This is a genomic window from Streptomyces sp. NPDC104226 (assembly GCF_055584085.1).
Window position 1 is genome coordinate 257638 of sequence record NZ_JBVJMS010000001.1, and the last position, 18211, is coordinate 275848.

At 73.7% G+C, this 18211-nt stretch carries 13 protein-coding genes; 2 read left to right on the plus strand and 11 right to left on the minus strand.

Going from position 1 to position 18211, the window contains the following annotated elements; all coding sequences use genetic code 11:
* Nucleotides 1–3 precede the first annotated feature (3 nt).
* From ACZ60J_RS01225 to ACZ60J_RS01240, 4 genes are all read right to left on the minus strand, one after another.
* Nucleotides 4–1194 carry an ATP-binding protein gene (locus ACZ60J_RS01225; RefSeq protein ID WP_469677884.1) on the minus strand — a complete coding sequence of 397 codons (1191 nt, stop codon included), beginning with the start codon at nt 1192–1194 and terminating at the stop codon, nt 4–6.
* Nucleotides 1191–6248 carry a hypothetical protein gene (locus ACZ60J_RS01230; RefSeq protein WP_469677886.1) on the minus strand — a complete coding sequence of 1686 codons (5058 nt, stop codon included), beginning with the start codon at nt 6246–6248 and terminating at the stop codon, nt 1191–1193. Before ACZ60J_RS01230 ends, ACZ60J_RS01225 begins: the two co-directional genes overlap by 4 nt.
* Nucleotides 6245–7099, minus strand: a complete 855-nt coding sequence (locus ACZ60J_RS01235) for a DUF4132 domain-containing protein (RefSeq protein ID WP_469677888.1) — start codon at nt 7097–7099, stop codon at nt 6245–6247. Before ACZ60J_RS01235 ends, ACZ60J_RS01230 begins: the two co-directional genes overlap by 4 nt.
* A 330-nt stretch (nt 7100–7429) precedes the next feature.
* A complete protein-coding gene (locus ACZ60J_RS01240; RefSeq protein ID WP_469677890.1) occupies nt 7430–8344 on the minus strand; it encodes a tyrosine-protein phosphatase in 915 nt (304 codons plus the stop codon).
* A 207-nt stretch (nt 8345–8551) separates the two neighbouring features.
* On the opposite strand from ACZ60J_RS01240, the gene ACZ60J_RS01245 reads away from it, so the two are divergent.
* Together ACZ60J_RS01245 and ACZ60J_RS01250 are read left to right on the plus strand one after the other, a co-directional pair.
* Nucleotides 8552–9262, plus strand: coding sequence for a response regulator transcription factor (locus tag ACZ60J_RS01245; RefSeq protein WP_469677892.1), 711 nt, complete (start codon nt 8552–8554; stop codon nt 9260–9262).
* Nucleotides 9259–10917: a sensor histidine kinase gene (locus ACZ60J_RS01250; RefSeq protein ID WP_469677894.1), complete on the plus strand. Its 1659-nt coding sequence runs from the start codon at nt 9259–9261 to the stop codon at nt 10915–10917. Before ACZ60J_RS01245 ends, ACZ60J_RS01250 begins: the two co-directional genes overlap by 4 nt.
* A 118-nt stretch (nt 10918–11035) precedes the next feature.
* On the opposite strand, the gene ACZ60J_RS01255 is transcribed toward ACZ60J_RS01250, so the two are convergent.
* The 7 genes from ACZ60J_RS01255 to ACZ60J_RS01285 form a co-directional block, all read right to left on the minus strand.
* The gene (locus ACZ60J_RS01255; RefSeq protein WP_469677896.1) at nt 11036–11398 is read right to left on the minus strand and encodes an SH3 domain-containing protein; all 363 of its coding nucleotides are present in this window, start codon (nt 11396–11398) and stop codon (nt 11036–11038) included.
* A gap of 415 nt (nt 11399–11813) precedes the next feature.
* Nucleotides 11814–13037, minus strand: a complete 1224-nt coding sequence (locus tag ACZ60J_RS01260; RefSeq protein WP_469677897.1) for an ABC transporter permease — start codon at nt 13035–13037, stop codon at nt 11814–11816.
* Nucleotides 13034–13861 carry an ABC transporter ATP-binding protein gene (locus ACZ60J_RS01265; RefSeq protein WP_469677899.1) on the minus strand — a complete coding sequence of 276 codons (828 nt, stop codon included), beginning with the start codon at nt 13859–13861 and terminating at the stop codon, nt 13034–13036. The genes ACZ60J_RS01260 and ACZ60J_RS01265 overlap by 4 nt, the downstream gene beginning before the upstream one ends.
* Complete coding sequence (locus tag ACZ60J_RS01270; RefSeq protein WP_469677901.1) at nt 13858–15222, minus strand: peptidoglycan-binding protein; 1365 nt, start codon at nt 15220–15222, stop codon at nt 13858–13860. Before ACZ60J_RS01270 ends, ACZ60J_RS01265 begins: the two co-directional genes overlap by 4 nt.
* Before the next feature lie 97 nt (nt 15223–15319).
* Entirely contained in the window at nt 15320–15916 is a 597-nt protein-coding gene (locus ACZ60J_RS01275; protein ID WP_469677903.1) for a hypothetical protein, read from the minus strand.
* 129 nt (nt 15917–16045) lie between these two features.
* Nucleotides 16046–17140: a 2,3-diaminopropionate biosynthesis protein SbnB gene (gene sbnB, locus ACZ60J_RS01280; RefSeq protein ID WP_469677905.1), complete on the minus strand. Its 1095-nt coding sequence runs from the start codon at nt 17138–17140 to the stop codon at nt 16046–16048.
* Nucleotides 17137–18180 (minus strand): TauD/TfdA family dioxygenase, encoded by a 1044-nt coding sequence (locus ACZ60J_RS01285; RefSeq protein ID WP_469677907.1) that lies wholly within the window; start codon nt 18178–18180, stop codon nt 17137–17139. Before ACZ60J_RS01285 ends, sbnB begins: the two co-directional genes overlap by 4 nt.
* Nucleotides 18181–18211: the final 31 nt, after the last annotated feature.

An 18211-nucleotide genomic window follows, 5' to 3' on the forward strand; every position in this document is an offset into this window, starting at 1 on the left:
GTGTCAGCCCTCCAGGGCCGGGCGCAGGTCCCACAGGGTGCGCCAGGTGGCCGAACCCTGCTCGGCCCGGCGGCGCACCGCGCCGTCCCAGTAGCCCAGCAGCCTCGCGGCGTCGGCCGGGTCGTCCTTGCGGACCACGCCCAGCAGGTGGCCGGGGAGCAGGGACAGCACGTCCCGGTCCCCGGGGAAGTAGGCGGCGGCCAGGGCCAGGGAACCGGCTACGGACACCGCCTCGGCGGTGCTCATCACCGTCGACGGGCGCTCGACCTCCCAGCCTTCGGCCGACCGCCCGTCGCGCAGGTCGCGGAAGGCCGTCACGAGGGCTTCGAGGATCGCGTCGTCCACCTGGAAGGGGGCACCGGCCCGGGTGACGGCCGCGTGGGCCTGGCGGCGTACCAGGGCGGTCTCGGCGTCCAGGTCACCGATGGGGCCGACGGTCTCGAAGTTGAAGCGGCGCTTGAGGGCCGCGGACATCTCGGAGACGCCCTTGTCGCGGAGGTTGGCGGTCGCGATGAGGGTGAAGCCGGGGGCGGCATGGGCGAGGGCGTCGGCGCTGCCGGCCAGCTCCGGGACGGCGATGCGCCGTTCGGACAGGAGGGAGACCAGGGCGTCCTGCACCTCGGGCAGGCAGCGGGTGATCTCCTCGACCCGGGCCACCGCGCCGCGGGTCATGGCGGTGAGGACCGGGGAGGGCACCAGGGCCTGCCGGGTGGGGCCCTGGGCCAGGAGCAGTGCGTAGTTCCATCCGTACTTGAGCTGGTCCTCGGTGGTGCCCGCGGTGCCCTGTACCACCAGGCCGCTGGTGCCGCACACGGCGGCGGACAGCAGTTCGGAGAGCATCGACTTGGCGGTGCCGGGCTCGCCGACGAGCAGCAGTCCGCGTTCCCCGGCGAGGGTGACGACGCAGCGTTCCACCAGGGCGCGGTCGCCGACGAACTTCTGCTCGACGACCAGCTTGCGCGGGACGCCGTCGGGTGCCGCGGCGCCCTCGGGCAGGCGCAGGACCTCGCCCGCGCTGCCCATCACGAAGGTGACGACGGCGCGCGGGGTCAGCAGCCAGGCGGGCGGGCGGGGGCCGTCGTCGTAGGCGGCCAGGAAGGCCAGTTCGGTGGCGTGCCGGTCCTCCGGCGGGGTGACCTGCCGGGCGGCCGGAGCTTCGGATGGGGGTGCGGAAACAGTGGTGTCGGTGGTCATCGGCGGCGGCCCTTCCGGGTGGCACGGGTGGTGAGTTCTTCGAAGGCGGGGGCGTCGCCGTCCTTGACGCGGCCCCATGTGCGGGCGAACAGGGCGGGCACCGGCTGGTGCGGCACGGCCCGGGTGCGGTCGCGGAGCGGGTAGAGGGGCTCCTTCCAGGTCTCCACCGGCAGGGCGGGGGCCTTGAACTCGTGCCAGCCGCAGGGCAGGAACAGGGTCCGGCCCGCGCGGGACCGCTTGGCTTCCAGGACCAGGCCGCTGGCGGCCAGTTCGGTCCTGGCCTTCTTCGATCGGCCCGGCGTCCACCCGGTCCAGCGGGTCCGGTCGCGGTCGGTCGGGTCGGGCAGTGCGAGCAGTTGCAGGTAGAGCACGGCCGCGTCCTCGCCCAGGCCGTGGGTCTCGGCGACCTCGGCCACCAGCTCCGGGACGGAGCGGGCGGGGTCCTGGGCGTAGCCGGTGAAGCCGCCGGGAGCCGAACCGGCCAGGACGGCCTGTTCGAGGTCGTCGCCGAGCAGGGTCCGCACCGCCGCGAGACTGTGCGCGCGGCCCGTACCGACCAGCCCTTCGAGCAGCCCGAAGACGGGGTCGTCCGCGCCGGTGAGCCCGGCCGTACGCACCAGCGTCATCTCTGTGTCGCCGTACCAGGGGCGCAGCACGAGGGCGTCCCCGAGGCGGGTGAGGCCGTCGGCTCCCGCCCCTCCGGTCGCGGGCACGCCGTACGCGGTGCGCAGCGGGAGCGCGGTCGCGGTGCCCTTCTCCGTCCACTCCACGTCCAGGTCGAGGATGAGGCCGGGGTCGGCCAGGCGCCGGCGCAGCGCGGCCAGTCCGGCCGGCAGGTGGGCGCGCAGCGGATGGCCGTACGGCAGCCCGTACGCGAGCCCGCTCAGCGCGGCCACCGCGCCCGCGAGGTGGTGGCGGCCGGGGACGGCGGCCGGGTCCTCCGCGACGAGGTCGCCGTCCTTGTCGAGCCGCATGGGGGTGGTGCGGCTGAGCCACGGGGTGCGGTCGGGGTTGAGGACGGCTTCCGCCGACGCGACGGTGACGCCGGCCAGGACGTCTCCCAGGTCCTCCGGGAGCCGGACCAGCGATCCCAGGCGCTGCGCCCAGGTCTTGGCGGCCGCCGCGGTGTCGGGGCCGGTCTCCCACAGGTCGGCGGGGTCGGCGGGCAGGAGCGCGTCCAGCAGTGCCAGCCGGTGGGTGGCGCCGAGCCCGCTGAGCCGTTCGTGGGCCCGTTCCGCCTGCCGGGCCTTGAGGCCCGTCAGGGCCAGTGCGGCCACGTGGGGTTCTCCGGTGCCCGCCGCGACCAGCAGGGTCGCCTGTGCGGGCCCGATGCCCGTGGCGGCGTCGAGGGTGGCGGGCGCCTCGGGCCGCCACGGTGCGGCGCCGCGCTCGCGGACGAGGCGGATCAGCCCGAGCAGGCGCTCGTGCGGGAGGGCGGGGGCGTACCCCTGGTCCTCGTGGTGGGTGAAGTCGGCGATCTGGCCGAACACCCCTTCCGGGTCGTGGTCGAGGGCGAGCCAGTGGACGCGGCCGTCGCGGCGGGAGTACTCCCGGCTGAGTATCACCACCGTGCGGTCGCCGCGGCGCAGCACCTGGCCGATCCGCTGCTTCTTGTTCTTGTCGGCCCGGTCCTCGCCCTCCTCCTCGCACAGCCGGACCTGGCGCAGGGCGCCGACGGGGTGGGCGAGCGGGCCGGTGGCGACCGCTTCCAGGAGGAGGAGCAGCGCCTCCCGGTGCTCGTCGGTGGTGGTGGGGGCAGCGGCCCGGTAGGCGAGGGGGCCGAGGGCGTCCAGGAACGGCAGCCAGGCCAGGTCCATGCCGGGGACGGTGCGGGGCTCGCTCGTCCAGCCGTCGCCGAGGGCCGGCAGCGCGGTCGGGTCGGGCAGCGGCGTGCCGTCGGCGGGCTTGCCGGACAGGACCTGGTTGACGGAGAGGATCTGCTGGAGGCCGCTCCACTTCTCGTCCCGTCCCCAGTAGCGGTATCCGCCCGATGCGGCGATCCCGGCGACGGCTGCGGTGAGGGTGCCGTCGTCGCCGTGGACGGGCCGGTGGTCGGCGTACATCCCGTCTCCGTACGGCTTCCCGCTGCTCTGCGCGTCCTGCGGGGGTGTGGCGTACGCGGCGGTGGCGGCGCGGTGGTGGACGGCCGTCCGGACCAGGGCGCTCACGCCGGTGAGCAGCCGGGCGTCGGTCAGTGCGGGGAGCGCCGCGGCGACGGCGGCCTCGGTCAGCTCGCCCGCGGTGGGGCCGTCGTGGGCCGGGTCGGCCGCGACCGCGGCCTTCCGCGCGGCCAGTGCGGTGGCGACGGCGTCGAGGAGGGCCGCGATCTGTGCGTCGGTGACCGTGCGCAGGGCGACGGAGCCCTGCTCGTCGCGCGGGCGCAGGGCGTGCCAGAAAGCGGTCGGCGGGACGTACCGGGTGCCGGCGGCGTACTCGCCGCCGCGGTCGCCGAGGGGGACCGATCCCAGCGCGTCGGTGGTGACGGCGCCCTCCGGGTACAGCACGACGCTGCCGCCGACGAGGGCGGCGAGGGGCGCGGCTCCGCCCGGCAGCCGCAGGGCGCCCAGCGGTACGGGGTCCCGGCGGACCGGCTCGGCGGGCAGGGTGACGGTCCTGCCGTCGGGGGTACCGGAGGTGATGCGGCGGTCGGGGCCCTGTCCCTCGGTGCGCACCCAGCGGCCCAGGACGGTGCCGTCGGTGCCGAACGGCGTACTCTCCAGGCCCGGGAGGAGCGGCAGGACCTCGCACTCCTCGGTCACGAGGCGGGCGCCGTCGCGGATTCCCGACTGCAGGAACGCGGGCAGCGAAGCACGGCCGTGGGTGCCGCCCGCCGGGTCGTACTCGACCCAGCAGTGGTCGCGGCCCTGCTTGCCCTGGCGCCAGTGTCCGGTGCCGTCGCCGAGGACGGGCCGGGTGGACGGCAGGGTGGTGTCGCCCGCGTGCAGGGTGCGGCCGCCGGTGGCGCGGCCGCCGGCGGGCAGGGGCAGCGACGGGAAGTCGACGTCCTGCCCGTTCCACCACTGCGGCAGTTGTTCGCCGCCGAGGACGAAGGGGTCGGCGGGGCGGGTCGACCAGTAGGCGCGCTGCTTGCCGTCCTGCGTCCAGATGACGAGGAGTTCCCCGTCGGTGTAGCGGAAGCGGGGGCGCTGCCAGTGGTCCAGGTCGGCCGGCAGGCGCAGTTCGTGTTCGAGGAGCACCCCTTCGGGGCCGACCACGACGGCCGTGTGGCGGTTGGCGATGACCAGGGCGGGCCAGGCCTCGCAGACCACCATCCAGTGGTCCTTGTCGGCCTGGTCGCTGTCGAGGCGCCGGTAGGTCTCCTCCAGGGCAGGCCAGCCCAGTTCGTCCAGGACGCCGGCGCGCAGGGTGGCGCCGAGGACCGGCGCCAGGTCGTACGCGGCGATGTCGGCGACGGCCTGCGGGTTGACCTGGCCGGCGACCGCGCGGAAGGACGACAGGCGCCGCAGCGCGGCGCGCGAGCCGGGCAGTCCTGCCGCACCGGTGAGTTCCGCGGTGCGATCGCGCAGCCAGTCGTGGAGCACGGCGCCGAGCACCGGGTGGGCGGCGATCGCGGTGAGTACGGAGTCCCCCGTGCGATGGCCGTTCAGGCCGTTCAGCGCGTCGTACAGCAGTCCGCGGAAGCGGGGGCGGCCGACGACGGCCGTCAGGTCGCGGCGGCCCGGGGTGTCGTCGCCGATCCAGCGCTCCAGCGGGAGGTGGACGTTGGCGCCCGGCGCCGGTTCGGTGACCGGAACGCCCCAGGCGACGCAGGCGTCGAGCAGGTCCAGGTCGGCGCCCGCGTGCCAGCGTCCCTGGAAGAGGTCGGCGGGACGGCCGTCGGAGCGCAGCCGGGGGGCCATGCGCTCGACGAGGGCCAGGGTGCGTGCGCACCGCTGCGAGCTGGACGAGCCGTGCTTGCGGTGCAGGGCCCAGCGGCTGAGCCAGTCCGCCGGGTCGACGCCGTCCGTGCTGCGCTCGTCGGTGAGCAGGGCGTCCGCGCCCGTCTCGGCGAGCAGCGACAGCCAGGCCTCGTCGGCCTTCCGGTCGCCGCCGAGGCCGGCCGGCATGATCTCCAGCAGCCGGATGCGGATCTCCGGACGTGCGGCGGCGAGCGCCACCAGGGTCGGCCGGTAGGCGGTCCAGAAGGACGCGGGGGCCCGCACGATGCTCGGCGAGGCGATCAGGTCGCCGACGAAGGCGCTCTCGGCCGTCTCCCGGTCCAGGCCCGCGGCCTTGATGAGCGCGCGGGCGTCCTGCGGCAGGGTGGCGTACGGTGCCATGCCCGCACCGCAGCGTTCGACGGCGAGCTGCCGGAACTGCGCCCAGGCCTCGGCCGGGGCGAGCCGGCGGGAGAGGTCCTGCGCGTGGTCCTTGAGCGCCTTGACGGTCAGGGCTCCGGCGAAGGCGAACTCCAGGAAGACCGCCCGCTGCCGCTCCTCGTCGACCGGCAGGCCGTGGACGCGCTCGGCGGCGCGCGCCTTGCCGAAGAGCGTCGCGGCGTAGGTGCTGTTGTCGTGCTGGAGGAAGACGCGCGCGGCCTGCTCGTAGAACGTCGGCAGGAAGTGCGGTACGGCGCGGCCGAGTCGGGTGGCGAGTGCCTCGAAGCCGTCCTTGGCGGCGCCGGCCCGGGACTTGGCCTGGCGGGTCAGCCGTTCCATGTCCTTGACCAGGGCCAGCGCGTGGTGGCCGTTGGCCGGGTCGTTGACCAGGGCCCAGGCGGGGAAGCCCAGTGTCTCCCGGCGCACCTGCCCCACCTCGGGGGCTTCGGGCTCGCGGGCGAGTCCGAGGAAGTCCAGGGCCAGGTCCTCGGCCTCGCCCAGGGTGCCCGCCACCAGGCGCACCACGCGCCGGTCGTCCAGGGCCGGGTGGGTGTAGGTCCGGGCGGTGAGGGTGTCGGCGTCGTCGCGGGCGACGGAACCGGCGCGCAGGATCGCCCCGGCGTCCAGCAGGGCGGCGGCCCGGGTGACGTCGTCGGGGTGCGCGCCGGTGTTCGTGTCGACGTTCGTCTCAGTGCTCACGCCGGTGTTCGTGTCGGTGCTCGTGTCGGTGTTCATGCCGCCTGCTCCTCGTCCTCGATGTCGCGTCCCGCGTACAGGGCGGCCGCCATGCGCATGCCTTCCGACCAGGCGACCGGGCCGACCTGTCCTGCGGTCAGGGCCCGGCCGGCAACATCGGTCCAGGTCAGTGAGCCGGTCTCGGTCCGCTCGTAGCTGTCGTAGTCGCCGATCCAGATGCGCGCCTCGACCGCCCGGCCGTCCTCGACGACCGGGCAGACCGCCTGGCCGCCGCGGGCCCGGTAGCCGAGCTGGGTGGTCCGCCCGTGCAGGAACCGCAGTTCCTTGAAGGCGCCGCCCGCGTAGTCGTCGACCGAGGCGGTCTCGGGGTCCAGGTCGGCCGGGCGGTGCCAGACCTCGCGGAAGAGCTGCTGCACCTGCTGGTCCACGGTGAGCTCGACCGCGAACTCGCGGAGTTCCTCCAGGTCCGCCAGCAGCACCGGGTGCGGGATGCGGACCAGTTCGGGGCTGATGCGCACCGTGTCGCCGTCGAGGTCGACCAGGCCGAGGCCCCGTACGGGGTCGGCGTCGCGCAGGAATCCGGCGACCTCGCCGTCCTCACCCGTGACGACGAGGTCGCGCAGTGCGGAGCGCCAGGCCGTGTCCTGCCACACCTGGGCAATGACCGCGACGGGCACGGGCAGCGAGCGCACCATCCAGCGCTCGACGTCGGCGACGCACTGGCGTTCGTGCCGGTCCAGCCACTCCACCAGCTGGCGCAGTCCGATCACGGCCGGGTCGTCCACGAGTTTTGCCGGGACCGTCTTCAGCCGGCGCCCCGCCGCGTTGCGGCAGACCACTTTCCCGTCGTCGAGGGCGACTTCGTAGTCGCCGGCCGGAACCCACCCCATGTGCTGTCTCCTCGGTAAGACGGCCTGGTCCGGGGCATGGCACGGCACGGCACACCCCCGGTCGCAGCGCCGCCGCGATCACGTTGGGGTGACTCTAGGGGCAGGCTCGGACAATGCCTCCGGCAGCACCGCCGGGAGGGCGGATCGCGCGTGGGCGGTCCGCGGTGTCCGAAACTGAACTGCTCTCCCTCCTGGGTGAGTTCGGGCATTCCGAGCGACTGCAGCGGCCGCTTCACCACGACCCCACACACGAGCTGCCGCCGTCCCGGTGTGGCACGGCGGCAGCTCGTGGTGCTGGGGCACGGCGGGGTGCGCCACAGGTTTTGCGGGTCAGTCGACCATGCGCCCGCGCAGCTTGATCAGGGTGGGGATGTCGAGGCCGAGGCCGTTGGTCAGGAAGGTGCCGAAGCTGCCGTAGTCGGCGACGGCCTGGTCGCGGAACGCGGCGAGGTACGGGCTGCGGACCTCCTGGAGCGGGATGAGCAGGTCGGGGTTCTGCATGTACCCGCCGGCCTTCACCTGGTCCCGAAGTGCCTTGTCGGAGGCGGCGCGCAGCTGGTTGGAGAGCAGGTAGTCCTGTTCGGAGACGGTGGCCGGGACGCCGACCGCGCGCAGGATCGTGTCTGCGAGGACGCCGGTGCGGTCCTTGCCCGCGGAGCAGTGGAACGCGATCGGCTTGGTGGAGTTCGCGACCGCACGGATCGCGGCGCCGAGCGCGGAACGGTTCGCCGGGTTGGTGACGAAGCCCCTGTACAGCGCGGTCATCCGGGCTTCCGCCGCGCCGTTGCCGAGTTGGGCCTGCTGGTAGGCGGGGTCCTTGCTGCGGACGATCTGCCCGATGAACGCGAACAGGTTGGTGTCGTCCACGGGCTTGGGGTTGGAGGTGACGCCGGCCGGGAGGCGGTCGAGGCCGTCGGCCTGGACCTCGGGGCCGGTGCGCAGGTCGATGACGCTGCCGAGCCCGAGCCGGCCGAGCTCGGTGACGCCCTCCGGCGGGAGCTTCGACAGGGTTTCCGAGCGGTACAGCACCCCCCACCGGGTTCTCTCGCCGTCGTACGTGATGTACCCGCCGGTGTCACGGAAGTTGACCGTGCCCGGTACGGCGAGGACACGGCTGGGGGTGCTGGAGCCGTGGACGGCTCGTACGGCGGCCCGGGGCGCGGCGTGCGCGGCCACGGGGGCCAGCGGGGCGGCGAGGACCAGGGCGACGGTGGACGCACCGAGGGCGCGGAAGAGTGATCGCACGACGAGGGTTCCTTCCTTACGGAGGGACGGAACGTAACGCTCTGGTCGTGGGATCTGAAGCCTTCGTCCAGACCGCCTGGGCATCGACCCATGCCGCGAACCACTCGGGATTTCGTTCGGCCCTCGGCGTTACCGCTGCCGACACCGTGTAATAACGTTGCCCCGTCGCCTTCTGAGTGAATTCCTGGTCCGGGGTGGGGGAAATCGGTGAGTGCACGCATTCTGGTCGCCGAGGACGACGAAAAGCAGTCACGGCTCGTCCGGATCTATCTGGAGCGGGAGGGAAACGCGGTCCAGGTCGTGGCCGACGGACGGAGTGCGCTGGAATACGCGCGGGCCAACCGGCCGGATCTCATCGTTCTGGACGTGATGCTGCCGTACGTCGACGGGCTCGACGTGTGCCGCATCCTGCGGGCCGAGGGCTCCGAGGTCCCCATCCTGCTGCTCACCGCCCGGAGCACCGAGGAGGACCTGCTCCTCGGCCTCGATCTCGGCGCCGACGACTACCTGACCAAGCCCTACAGCCCGCGTGAGCTCACCGCCCGGGTCCGGGCGCTGCTCCGCCGGTCCCACACCGGCGGCGCGGGCGCCGCCAGGCCGGGCCCGTTGCGGGTCGGCGCCCTCGAACTGGACCCCGCACGCTTCGAGGTGCACGTGGCCGGGCGGCCGGTGGTGCTCACCGCCAAGGAGTTCGCCCTCCTGGAGGTCCTCGCCCGCGAACCGGGGCGGGTCTTCACCCGGGCCCAGCTCATCGACCACGTCTTCAGCCTGGACCGGGGCGTCCTGGAACGGACGGTCGACGCCCATGTGATGAACCTGCGGCGGAAGCTGGAGACGGATCCCGGGCGGCCGCGGCTGCTCGAGACGGTGTACGGGCGGGGGTACCGGCTCGCCGACGGCGCGGGGGCGGGCGCGTGAGCTTCCGGGTCCGGGTGTTCGCGCTCTTCCTCCTCGTCGTGGTCGCCGCCACGGCGGCGACCGCGTGGCTGACGCTCGCGCAGGTCACCCGGCAGGTGCGGGAGTCGGCCGCAGCCGATCGGCAGGTCGTCGCGGGGATCACCGAGGCGCTGAGGCAGTACGCGCTGGAGCACGGGACCTGGGACGGTGTCGGCGGGACCGTACGGGAACTCGCGCGGGACACCGGGCAGCGGATCCGGATCACCGACGCGACCGGCACCCAGCTCGCCGACTCCGACGTGCTGCTCGGCCGCGAGCCGAGGGGCCGCGGCACCGCAGCCCCGCTGTTCGTCGATCCGCGCCCCCAACCGGTCTTCCCCGGCGGCGGATTCGTCCCCTCACAGCCCAAGATGACGGCTTCGGCCATCGACCAGTACGCGCGGAGCGTCACGTACGCGGGCTGTCTGACCCGGGCCGGCCGGGCCGTCACCATGACTGTCGGCGCCCTCGGCGTACCCGAGTACGCGGACGCGGGCACGGGCCCGGCCGAGACCAGCGGGACCTGCGCCCCGCCGGCTGCCGTCGGCGACCCCGCCGAGCTGCGCGAGAGCGGCGCCGCCATCGATGCCGCCTGCGGCCGCCAGGAGGGGGCCGCGCGCACGGACTGCCTGCGGCGGCTGTTCGCCGAGCGGACCGCGAAGGTCGCCCCACAGCCGCTCACCGTCAGGCTCGGCGCACTCGACGGCACCGGGCGCTCGCTGGCCGTCGGCCCCACTGTCGCCGTAGCCGTAGCCGTAGCCGCCGCGGCCGCCTTGGGGGCGCTGCTGCTGAGCCGGACCGTGCTCCGCCCGGTCCGGGCGCTGACCGCCGCCTCCCGCGGCCTCGGCGAGGGGGACCTGGCCCGCCGGGTACCGGAGGCCGGAAAGGACGAGATCGCCGAGCTCGGGCGCTCCTTCAATCGCATGGCTCACTCGCTCCAGGCCAGCGAGGAGCGGCAGCGGCGCATGGTCGGGGACATCGCGCACGAACTCCGCACGCCGCTGGCCAATCTCCGCGGCTATCTGGAGGCGCTGCGCGACGAGGTCCTGACGGCCGACCCCGAACTGCTCGACTCGCTCCACGAGGAGGTGCTGCTCCAGCAGCGGATCGTGGACGACCTGCAGGACTTGGCACTCGCGGAGGCCGGCGTCCTCACGTACCACCGTGCGAGCCTCGACGCGCGGGTGCTGGCCGAGGCGTGCCGTACGGCGCACGGCGCACTCGCCGCGGCGGCCGGGGTCGAGCTCTCGACGGCCGTCCCCATGGTGCCGGTACGGCTGTACGGGGATCCGGGACGGTTGCGGCAGGCGCTCAGCAACCTGGTGGGCAACGCGGTGCGGCATACGGCTCCGGGAGGCAGCGTACGGATCGAGGTGACCGAACGGGACGGGCTGGCGCACCTCGCGGTACGGGACACCGGCAGCGGAATCCCGGCGACCGATCTGCCCCGGCTCTTCGACCGGTTCTGGCGGGCGGACGCGGCGCGCGGCCGGACGACCGGGGGCAGCGGGCTCGGGCTCTCGATCGCCCGTCAGATCGTGGCGGACCACCAGGGCGGGATCGAGGTCGAGAGCGAGGTGGGGGTGGGAACGGTCTTCACGGTCGCGCTGCCCGTGCGGGGCGGCGCTGCCCCGTGACCCGATCGGGCCCCCGGTCGCCCGGACGCCCGATCCCCCGGTCACGTGACGGACCACGTGGCCAGGAGACCGGGTCACGTGGTCCGTGGACCGGTCAGCGGTGGTCCGGAGACCCGGTTCAGCAGTGGACGCTGGCCCCGTTGCCGGTCAGCAGGCTGTCCTTGATCCAGCCCTGGTACCCGGTCGCGTAGTCGTAGATGTGCGACCAGGTGCCGTTCTCACCGCTCACGTAGCAGTCGTAGCGCAGGGCGTGGCCGATCTGGGCCTGGCCGAGGGCGGTACAGCCGGTGGACGAACCGGAGCGGATGTTCACCGCGTTGGAGGTGGTGTTGCCGGTCTTCCCGTCCTTGACGCTCCAGCCGGGGGAGCTGCACGCGGCCGCGCCGGAGGGCGCGGCGACGGCCGTGGCGGGCAGGACCAGGCCGCCGGTGGCCGCGAAGACACCGATGGCCGCCGCGGCGACCTTCGTCCGAAGATTCATTTGGTCTCCCTGAACTCGTGGATTTCCCGCCGAGCTGTTGCGCCGGGCGGGTCAGTTCGTTCGGGTACAGGGAGAAGCCTTGCCGTGGGGCGCGCTTTGTTCAATGCCGTACGCCGGGCCCGGTCGCTTTTCAGAAATTGCCGGTTTATCTCATTCCGGAGTCTTTCGCATGAGTCCGGCCAGGGTGGCCAATTCCCTGCCGAATTCCGGTTGGAACGATTCCCGGCACCCCGCGCGGAGACCGGAACGATCCGCTTCACGGGACCCGTCCGTTCCGGGCGGCCGGGGGACGAATCGGGACGGCAGGCGGTTCCCGGGGCAGGTTGGCCGCATCCGGACCGAGGTGGGGCGGGTTCCGCACGCGGGCCGGGTCGGTCCCGTGGGCCGGGCGGGCGGCCCGGGGCAGGGGCAGCGGTCAGGTGCCGGACAGCGCCTCGGTCGGGGCGAGCCGGCTGGCCCGTACCGCCGGATAGAGCCCCGCGATCATCCCGATCACCAGCGTCGCGGCGACGCCCGTGGCCGTCGCCCACACCGGCACCACCGTGGGCCAGCCCCGCGAGAGCGCGTACGCGGCCGTGATCAGCGTGCCGAGGACGGTGCCGCCGAGGCCGCCGAGGAGCGAGAGCAGCAGTGACTCGGTCACGAACTGGACCCGGATCTGACCCTTGGTCGCGCCGAGCGCCCGCCGCAGGCCGATCTCGGGACGGCGCTCCAGGACGGAGATGACCATGGTGTTGCCGACCCCGACCCCGCCGACGAGGAGCGCCACCCCGCCGAGGCCGAGCAGCAGTCCGGTCAGCGCGGACTCGGTGGCCTCGCGGGCCGCGAGCGCGTCGGAGGGGCGGGAGACCTGTACCTCGCCCGGGGCCGCGGGGTTGGCGGTGGCCGCGAGCACCGACCGTACGGCCGCGACCTGCCGGTCCTCGGCCCGTACGTACACGGTGGACGGGTGGCCGTCGAAGCGCAGGTACGTACGGGCGGCCGGCCAGCCGACGAGTGCGGCCCCGTCGAGCTCGGGGGCCAGCGGGACCGGGTCGAGGACGCCGACCAGCGAGAACCAGTGGCCGCCCAGCCACACCCGGGTACCCGGGGTGTGCACGTCGAGGCGCTGGGCGGCGGTCGCGCCGAGGACCACGGCCGGGTACTGCTCGGTCGTGGCATCCAGCCAGCGGCCCCGGCCGAGCCGCCCGCCGACCACGGGGAGCAGCTCGCGTCCGGCGGCGAGCACGGTGAGCGAGCCGGTCCGCCCGACGGCGATCCGCTCGTTGCGGTAGACGTGGGCATCGGTCGCGCCGGTGGCGGCGACACTCTGCACCGGCGGGATCCGCCCCGTCATGGCGGTCGCCTCCTGCGGCAGCCGCGTCGTGCCGCCGCCGAGCCGGCTTCCCGGGGTGACCCGCAGGAGATTGGTCCCGAGCGCGTCGAGCCGCCGGTCCACCTCGGCCTGCCCGGACCCCGAGATCCCGACGACGGCGATCATGGCGGCGACCCCGATCGCGATTCCGAGCGCGGACAGGAACACCCGCAGCGGGCGGGTCCGCAGCCCGGTGCTGCCGAGCCGCACGACGTCGGCGGGGTGGAGGCGGGCGGCCCGCAGCTGCGCGCCGCCGCGCCGGGCCGGAGGGCGGAGGAGCGTCATGGGGTCGCCTCGGGGCTGAGGGGCGCGCGCGGCCCGGAGGGCGCGGGCGCCGGTGAGGGCGTGTGGGGGTCTGAAAGCGGGTCGGTACGGGGGCCTGAAAGGGAGTCGGCGTCCACGGCGGGAGTGGTGGCCGCGTGGGCGCGCCCCGAGTCCGCGACCACGCGGCCGTCGCGCATCTCGATGCGGCGCGGGAGCGCGGCGGCGATCTCACGGTCATGGGTGATGATCACGACGGTCGTGCCGGCCGTGTGCAGTTCGCGCAGCAGGGCGAGTACGGCGGCGCCGGAGGCCGAGTCGAGGTTTCCGGTCGGTTCGTCGGCGAGCAGGACCGCGGGTTCGCCGACCACCGCCCGCGCCACGGCCACCCGCTGGCGTTCGCCGCCGGACAACTGGTGAGGAAGGTGGTGGACTCGGTGGCCGAGGCCCACCCGGTCGAGGGCCGCCGCCGCGATCACCCTGCGGCGGCGCGCCGGGACGCCCGTGTACAGCAGGCCGTCGGCCACCGCTTCCAGGACGGGCACGCCGATCGCCAGGTGGAACTGCTGGAAGACGAAGCCGATCCGGGTGGCCCGCAGCGCCGAGACCTCGCGGTCGGACAGGGCCGCGACGTCGTGGCCGTCGACCAGCACCCGGCCGGCGGTGGGCCGGTCCAGGCTGCCCATCAGGTTGAGCAGGCTGGACTTGCCGGAGCCCGACGGGCCGACGATCGCGAGGAACTCGCCGCGTCCGATGGTCAGGCTGACGTCCCGAACCGCCGCCACCCCGCCGGGGTACGTCTTGGACACCGCGTCGAAGCGCACCACCTCGGGGGCCTCCGCGCTCACTCGGGGACCCGCACCTTCAGGCCCTCGCGCACGGCTGGCCCGGAGACCTCCACCTTGCCGTCGGCGAACAGACCCGTCTGCACCGCCACGAACGTGCCGTCGGCGGTCTCCAGACCGTGGCCCCCCTCCGCGAGCGCAACGAGCGCGGCGACCGGGACGGAGAGGACACCCCGGCGCTCCTTCCCCACGTACGAGACGCCGACCGGGCCGCTCTCCAGGCGGCCCAGGGCCTCTTGGTCGGCGATGACGACGGTCACCGGAACGGTCGCGCGCGCCGCATCGGAGCCGCCCTGTCCCCCACCCTCCTCCCCTCCCCCGCCACCGGCGTTGTCGGAACCCGCGGTCGCGTTGGTGCCCACGGACGCCACCTCGCCGGGGGCTTCGCGCCCGTCGGGCAGCGTGACCGTGACCGCGGCGCCGCGGACCGCCCAGGACGCCTCCTGCGCCGAGGCGTTGACCACGACCTTCCGGGCCGTTCCGGTGTGGGTGAGCGCGTTCTCGCCGACCGCGGAGCCGAGCCGGACGGCGGCGTGGCCGATGCGGACCTGGCCGGTGGAGTAGATCACCTCACCTATGCCGACCCGGCCGGTCTGGGGCAGGCCCAGGGACTTCTGCCAGCGCTTGACCGCCGTGGCGGTGCCGGTGGTGAACTCCTCGTCCACGGTGAAGCCGGTGTAGCCGAGCGCGGCGAGGTTCCGCTCGAACTGCATGACGTCCATCCCGCGCAGGGGGCGGGTGGCGGAGGCGGTACCGGCGGCCGTGCCCGTACCTGTGCCCGTACTCGCGCCCGTACCCGTACCCGTGCCTCCGCCCTTGCCCGTGCTTCCGCTCGCTGCCGCACTGCCTCCCGGACCGTCCCCTCCGCGACCGCTCCCCGGCGTCGCCGTCGGTGTCGGCGCGGGCGGCGTCGTCTCCTGGACCAGGCCCAGTTCGCGGAACATCGGCAGCGCGCCGTACAGCAGCACCACGGGGCGGTCGTCCACGCGGATCAGCTCACCGCCGCGCTCGACGGTCGTGCCTGGCTCGGGGAGCCAGGTGACCGTTCCGGTCGCCTTGACCGGCAGCGGGATCTCGGCTCCGTAGCCCAACTGGCCTTCCACCTTGGTCCGTTCGACCAGGTTCTCCTTGGTCACCTGGACGGTGGAGCCCGACCGGGCCGGGGTGCCGGGGTCATCGGCCCCGCCGCCGAGGCCGAGGGCGCCGACGACCGCGACCGCCGCGACGAGTGCGACTGCGCCCGCCACGAGGACGGTGCGGCCGCGGCCGGCGCCCGCAGCCGGGGCGGCGCTCCCCTCCGCCACCGCCCCGGCCACGTGTTCCGGCTCTCCCGGCTCCGGCTCCGTCCGCTCCAGATCCGTCATGTCCGAAGTCCTGTCCGAAGTCCTGTCCATGCTCCGCCCCGCACTCCGCCCCGCCCCACTCCCGGCCCCGAACCCCACCCCTGCCCGAGCCCTGGGATCACCCCTTGCCCGGGCCGGTGCCGACCGGGTCGCCGATGATCGAGGCGCAGGCGCGGGTGGCCTGCTTGGCGCCGGCCGCGTTCTGGTCCCACATCGCCTTGCCCGAGTTGTCGTCCTCGGCATAGCCGTCCGGGCCCGGGTCGGGGAAGTCGGGGGCGCCGTTCTTCTGCATGCAGTCGGCGTAGTCGCGCTGGGTCTTGACCTGTTCGGGCGTGAGCTTGGGACGCAGCAGCTTCTCCACCGCCTTGGGCACGGTCACCCTGAGGTCGGCGCACTTCTCGGAAGCGGTCTGGAACTTCGGGTCCTTCTTCAGCGCGCCGACGTCGCCCGTCTCGACCTGGCCCTTGGCGTCGGGGTCCGGCAGGTCGACGCCGTTCTGGCGCATGCACCCGACCCACTTGCGCTGGGCGTCCACGTACGCGGCGACCTCCCCCTGCGCGCCCCCCTGCCCGCCGGCCTGCGACGCGGCGGGCGACGAGGTGCCGTCGCCGGCCGTCGGGATCTCCTTCGTGTCGTTCCCACTTCCGCAGCCGGCCAGCGCGAACGCCAGGAGCGGCGCCGCGAGCGTCGCCATCAGCAACCGGTTCGTCCTCATGGGTTCTTCCACTCCTCACCTCGGGTCGGGCACGACCGTAGGGCGGGGTGATGAAGAACCTTTGAAGAACCTGTCAGGCGATCATGGGGTCATCGCGGTGACCGAAGCGCAGGTACGCGACTGCCTGGCCTACGTCGTGCCGACGGTGGAGTGGGCGTCCTGCTGTCCGTATCGGCTCAGTTCGTGGAAGAAGCCGTCGATGACGTTCAGTTGCCCGGAACGGGCCGCCTCGTCGTAGACGTGCTTGCCGACGGCGAGGTCGAGGACGCCCAGGCCGAAAGGTGAGAACACCACCGGGCGGTCCTGTGGCAGTACCGCCCGGCCGGTCGCGACCTCGTGCAGGGTGCCGGTGAGGAAGTCCCGGTTTCCGGTGAGCTGTTCGGCCAAGTGGGGCGAGGTATCGGCTTTCAGGCAGTGCTCGACGTCGTCGACGACATTGGCCGAGGCGAGCAGGATCTCGGGGGCGAGGTCGCGCAGGGACACGTGCAGGACCAGGGGGTTGTGCTCGAACCATGCCGGGTCGGTGATGTGTGGCCGGCCGGCGACGGTGGCGAAGACGAGCAGGTCGCTGGAGCGGATCAGCTGCTCCGGGCTGTCGTGGACGGTGACGCGGGTGTCCCCGGAGGCGTCCTGCAGGTAGCTGTGGAAGCCGGCTGCGCTGTCCGCGGAGACGTCGTACACGCCGGTCTCGTCGAAGGACCAGCCGGTTGCGGTCAGGAAGGTGTGGATGTAGCGGGCGATGAGGCCCGTTCCGAAGAATCCGACGCGGGCCGGTCGTGTCCGCCGGGCTCTGCTGAGGCTGCCGGCCGCTGATGCGGCCATCGCGGCCGTTCGGGTGGCGCTGATGATGGAGCTCTCCAGGCAGGCGAACGGGTAGCCGGTGTCGTGGTCGTTGAGGATCAGCACCGCCGATGCCCTGGGGATGCCTGCCTGCACGTTGTCGGGGAAGCTGGAGATCCACTTGATGCCGTCCACCCGCGCCCGTCCGCCGATCGATGCGGGCAGCGCGATGATGCGCGCGGTCGGGCGGTCGGGGAAGCGCAGGAAGTACGACGGCGGGTTCACCGAGTCCCCGACGGCGTGGAGTTCGTACGTGGCCTCGATCAGCTCCATGATCTGCTGTTCCTGGCCCTGGAGGGTCTGTTGGACCTGGGCTCCGGAGATGACGGCGAACGGGGGCACCGAGATCGGGGACCGGGCAGGGGTGGGACGGGGCGCGGTCATCGGGTGCTCCCTTCCGAGGCCGGGGCCGGGTGGTGTGGGGCGGCCATGGCCACGAGGACCTCGCGCGGCGGCTCGAAGGGCTCCCTGCTGTGCGCGGTGCGGATGTTGTCGATGAGCATCAGGTCTCCGGGCTGCCAGGGCTCGCGGACGGTGTGGTCCGCGTAGACCGTGTTGATCAGGTCGACCACGTCCTCGCCGATCGGGTCGCCGTCACCGAAGCTGGTGTTGAACGGCAGGGCTTCACGGCCGTAGACGTCGATGAGGTACTCCCGTACCTCGGGCGCCAGCGTCCACTCGTTGAGGAACGCGATCTGGTTGAACCAGCAGCGCCTGCCGGTGACCGGATGCCGCACCACGGCGGGGCGGTGCTGGCGGGTGCGCAGGCTGCCGTCGGCCTGCCAGGCGAACTCGACGGCGTTGGCGCGGCAGTAGCTTTCGACGGCCGCCGGGTCGTCGGTGCCGAACGCCTCGGTCCAGGAGGCGCCGATCTCGTCGTTGTAGGTGCGGGTGAGCAGCCAGCCGTGCTGTTCGAACCGCTGGACGAGGTCCGCCGGCAGTGCGTCCAGGACGGTGGCGGAATCCGCGAGGGCGGTGGCTCCGCCCGTGGTGGGCGCCGTCAGGCAGGCGAGCAGCAGCAGACCGGGGGGCCTGTGGGTGTAGCTGAGCTCGTGGTGCATGCACATGGGCTGGCTGGCCGGCCAGGCCGTGGAGGAGTACACGCCGGGGGCGTACGTCTGCCGGGGCGCGAAGGCTTCCGTGTCGTTCATCAGGGTGGGGGCCAGTCGGCCGAAGACGGAGGCCACCTGCCCTGTGTCGCGCAGGCCGAGCCCGCGGACGAGTACGGCACCGTGCTCGGTGACGAGGCCGTCCAGGGTGTGGCGGTGTTCTGCGGCCCAGGCCGGTGGATCGGCCTGGGCCGGGGTCGGAGCATGCAGTATCGGGGGCTTGCCCGGGTGCAGGTCTGCTCGGGGCGCGGACTCGGCGGACGCGGAGGTGAGCACGGGGCCGGGGCTCGTCGGGGCGGAGCTGGTGAACGACATGGTCTTCGTCCTTTCGGTGGTGGTGGTGAGA

Bases quoted from the DNA above. Each gene is read 5' to 3' on its own strand.
- ACZ60J_RS01275 (WP_469677903.1), bottom strand. From the start codon at position 15,916: ATGAGGACGAACCGGTTGCTGATGGCGACGCTCGCGGCGCCGCTCCTG.
- ACZ60J_RS01230 (WP_469677886.1), bottom strand. From the start codon at position 6,248: ATGAACACCGACACGAGCACCGACACGAACACCGGCGTGAGCACTGAG.
- sbnB (WP_469677905.1), bottom strand. From the start codon at position 17,140: ATGACCGCGCCCCGTCCCACCCCTGCCCGGTCCCCGATCTCGGTGCCC.
- ACZ60J_RS01235 (WP_469677888.1), bottom strand. From the start codon at position 7,099: ATGGGGTGGGTTCCGGCCGGCGACTACGAAGTCGCCCTCGACGACGGG.
- ACZ60J_RS01225 (WP_469677884.1), bottom strand. From the start codon at position 1,194: ATGACCACCGACACCACTGTTTCCGCACCCCCATCCGAAGCTCCGGCC.
- ACZ60J_RS01255 (WP_469677896.1), bottom strand. From the start codon at position 11,398: ATGAATCTTCGGACGAAGGTCGCCGCGGCGGCCATCGGTGTCTTCGCG.
- ACZ60J_RS01270 (WP_469677901.1), bottom strand. From the start codon at position 15,222: ATGACGGATCTGGAGCGGACGGAGCCGGAGCCGGGAGAGCCGGAACAC.
- ACZ60J_RS01260 (WP_469677897.1), bottom strand. From the start codon at position 13,037: ATGACGCTCCTCCGCCCTCCGGCCCGGCGCGGCGGCGCGCAGCTGCGG.
- ACZ60J_RS01285 (WP_469677907.1), bottom strand. From the start codon at position 18,180: ATGTCGTTCACCAGCTCCGCCCCGACGAGCCCCGGCCCCGTGCTCACC.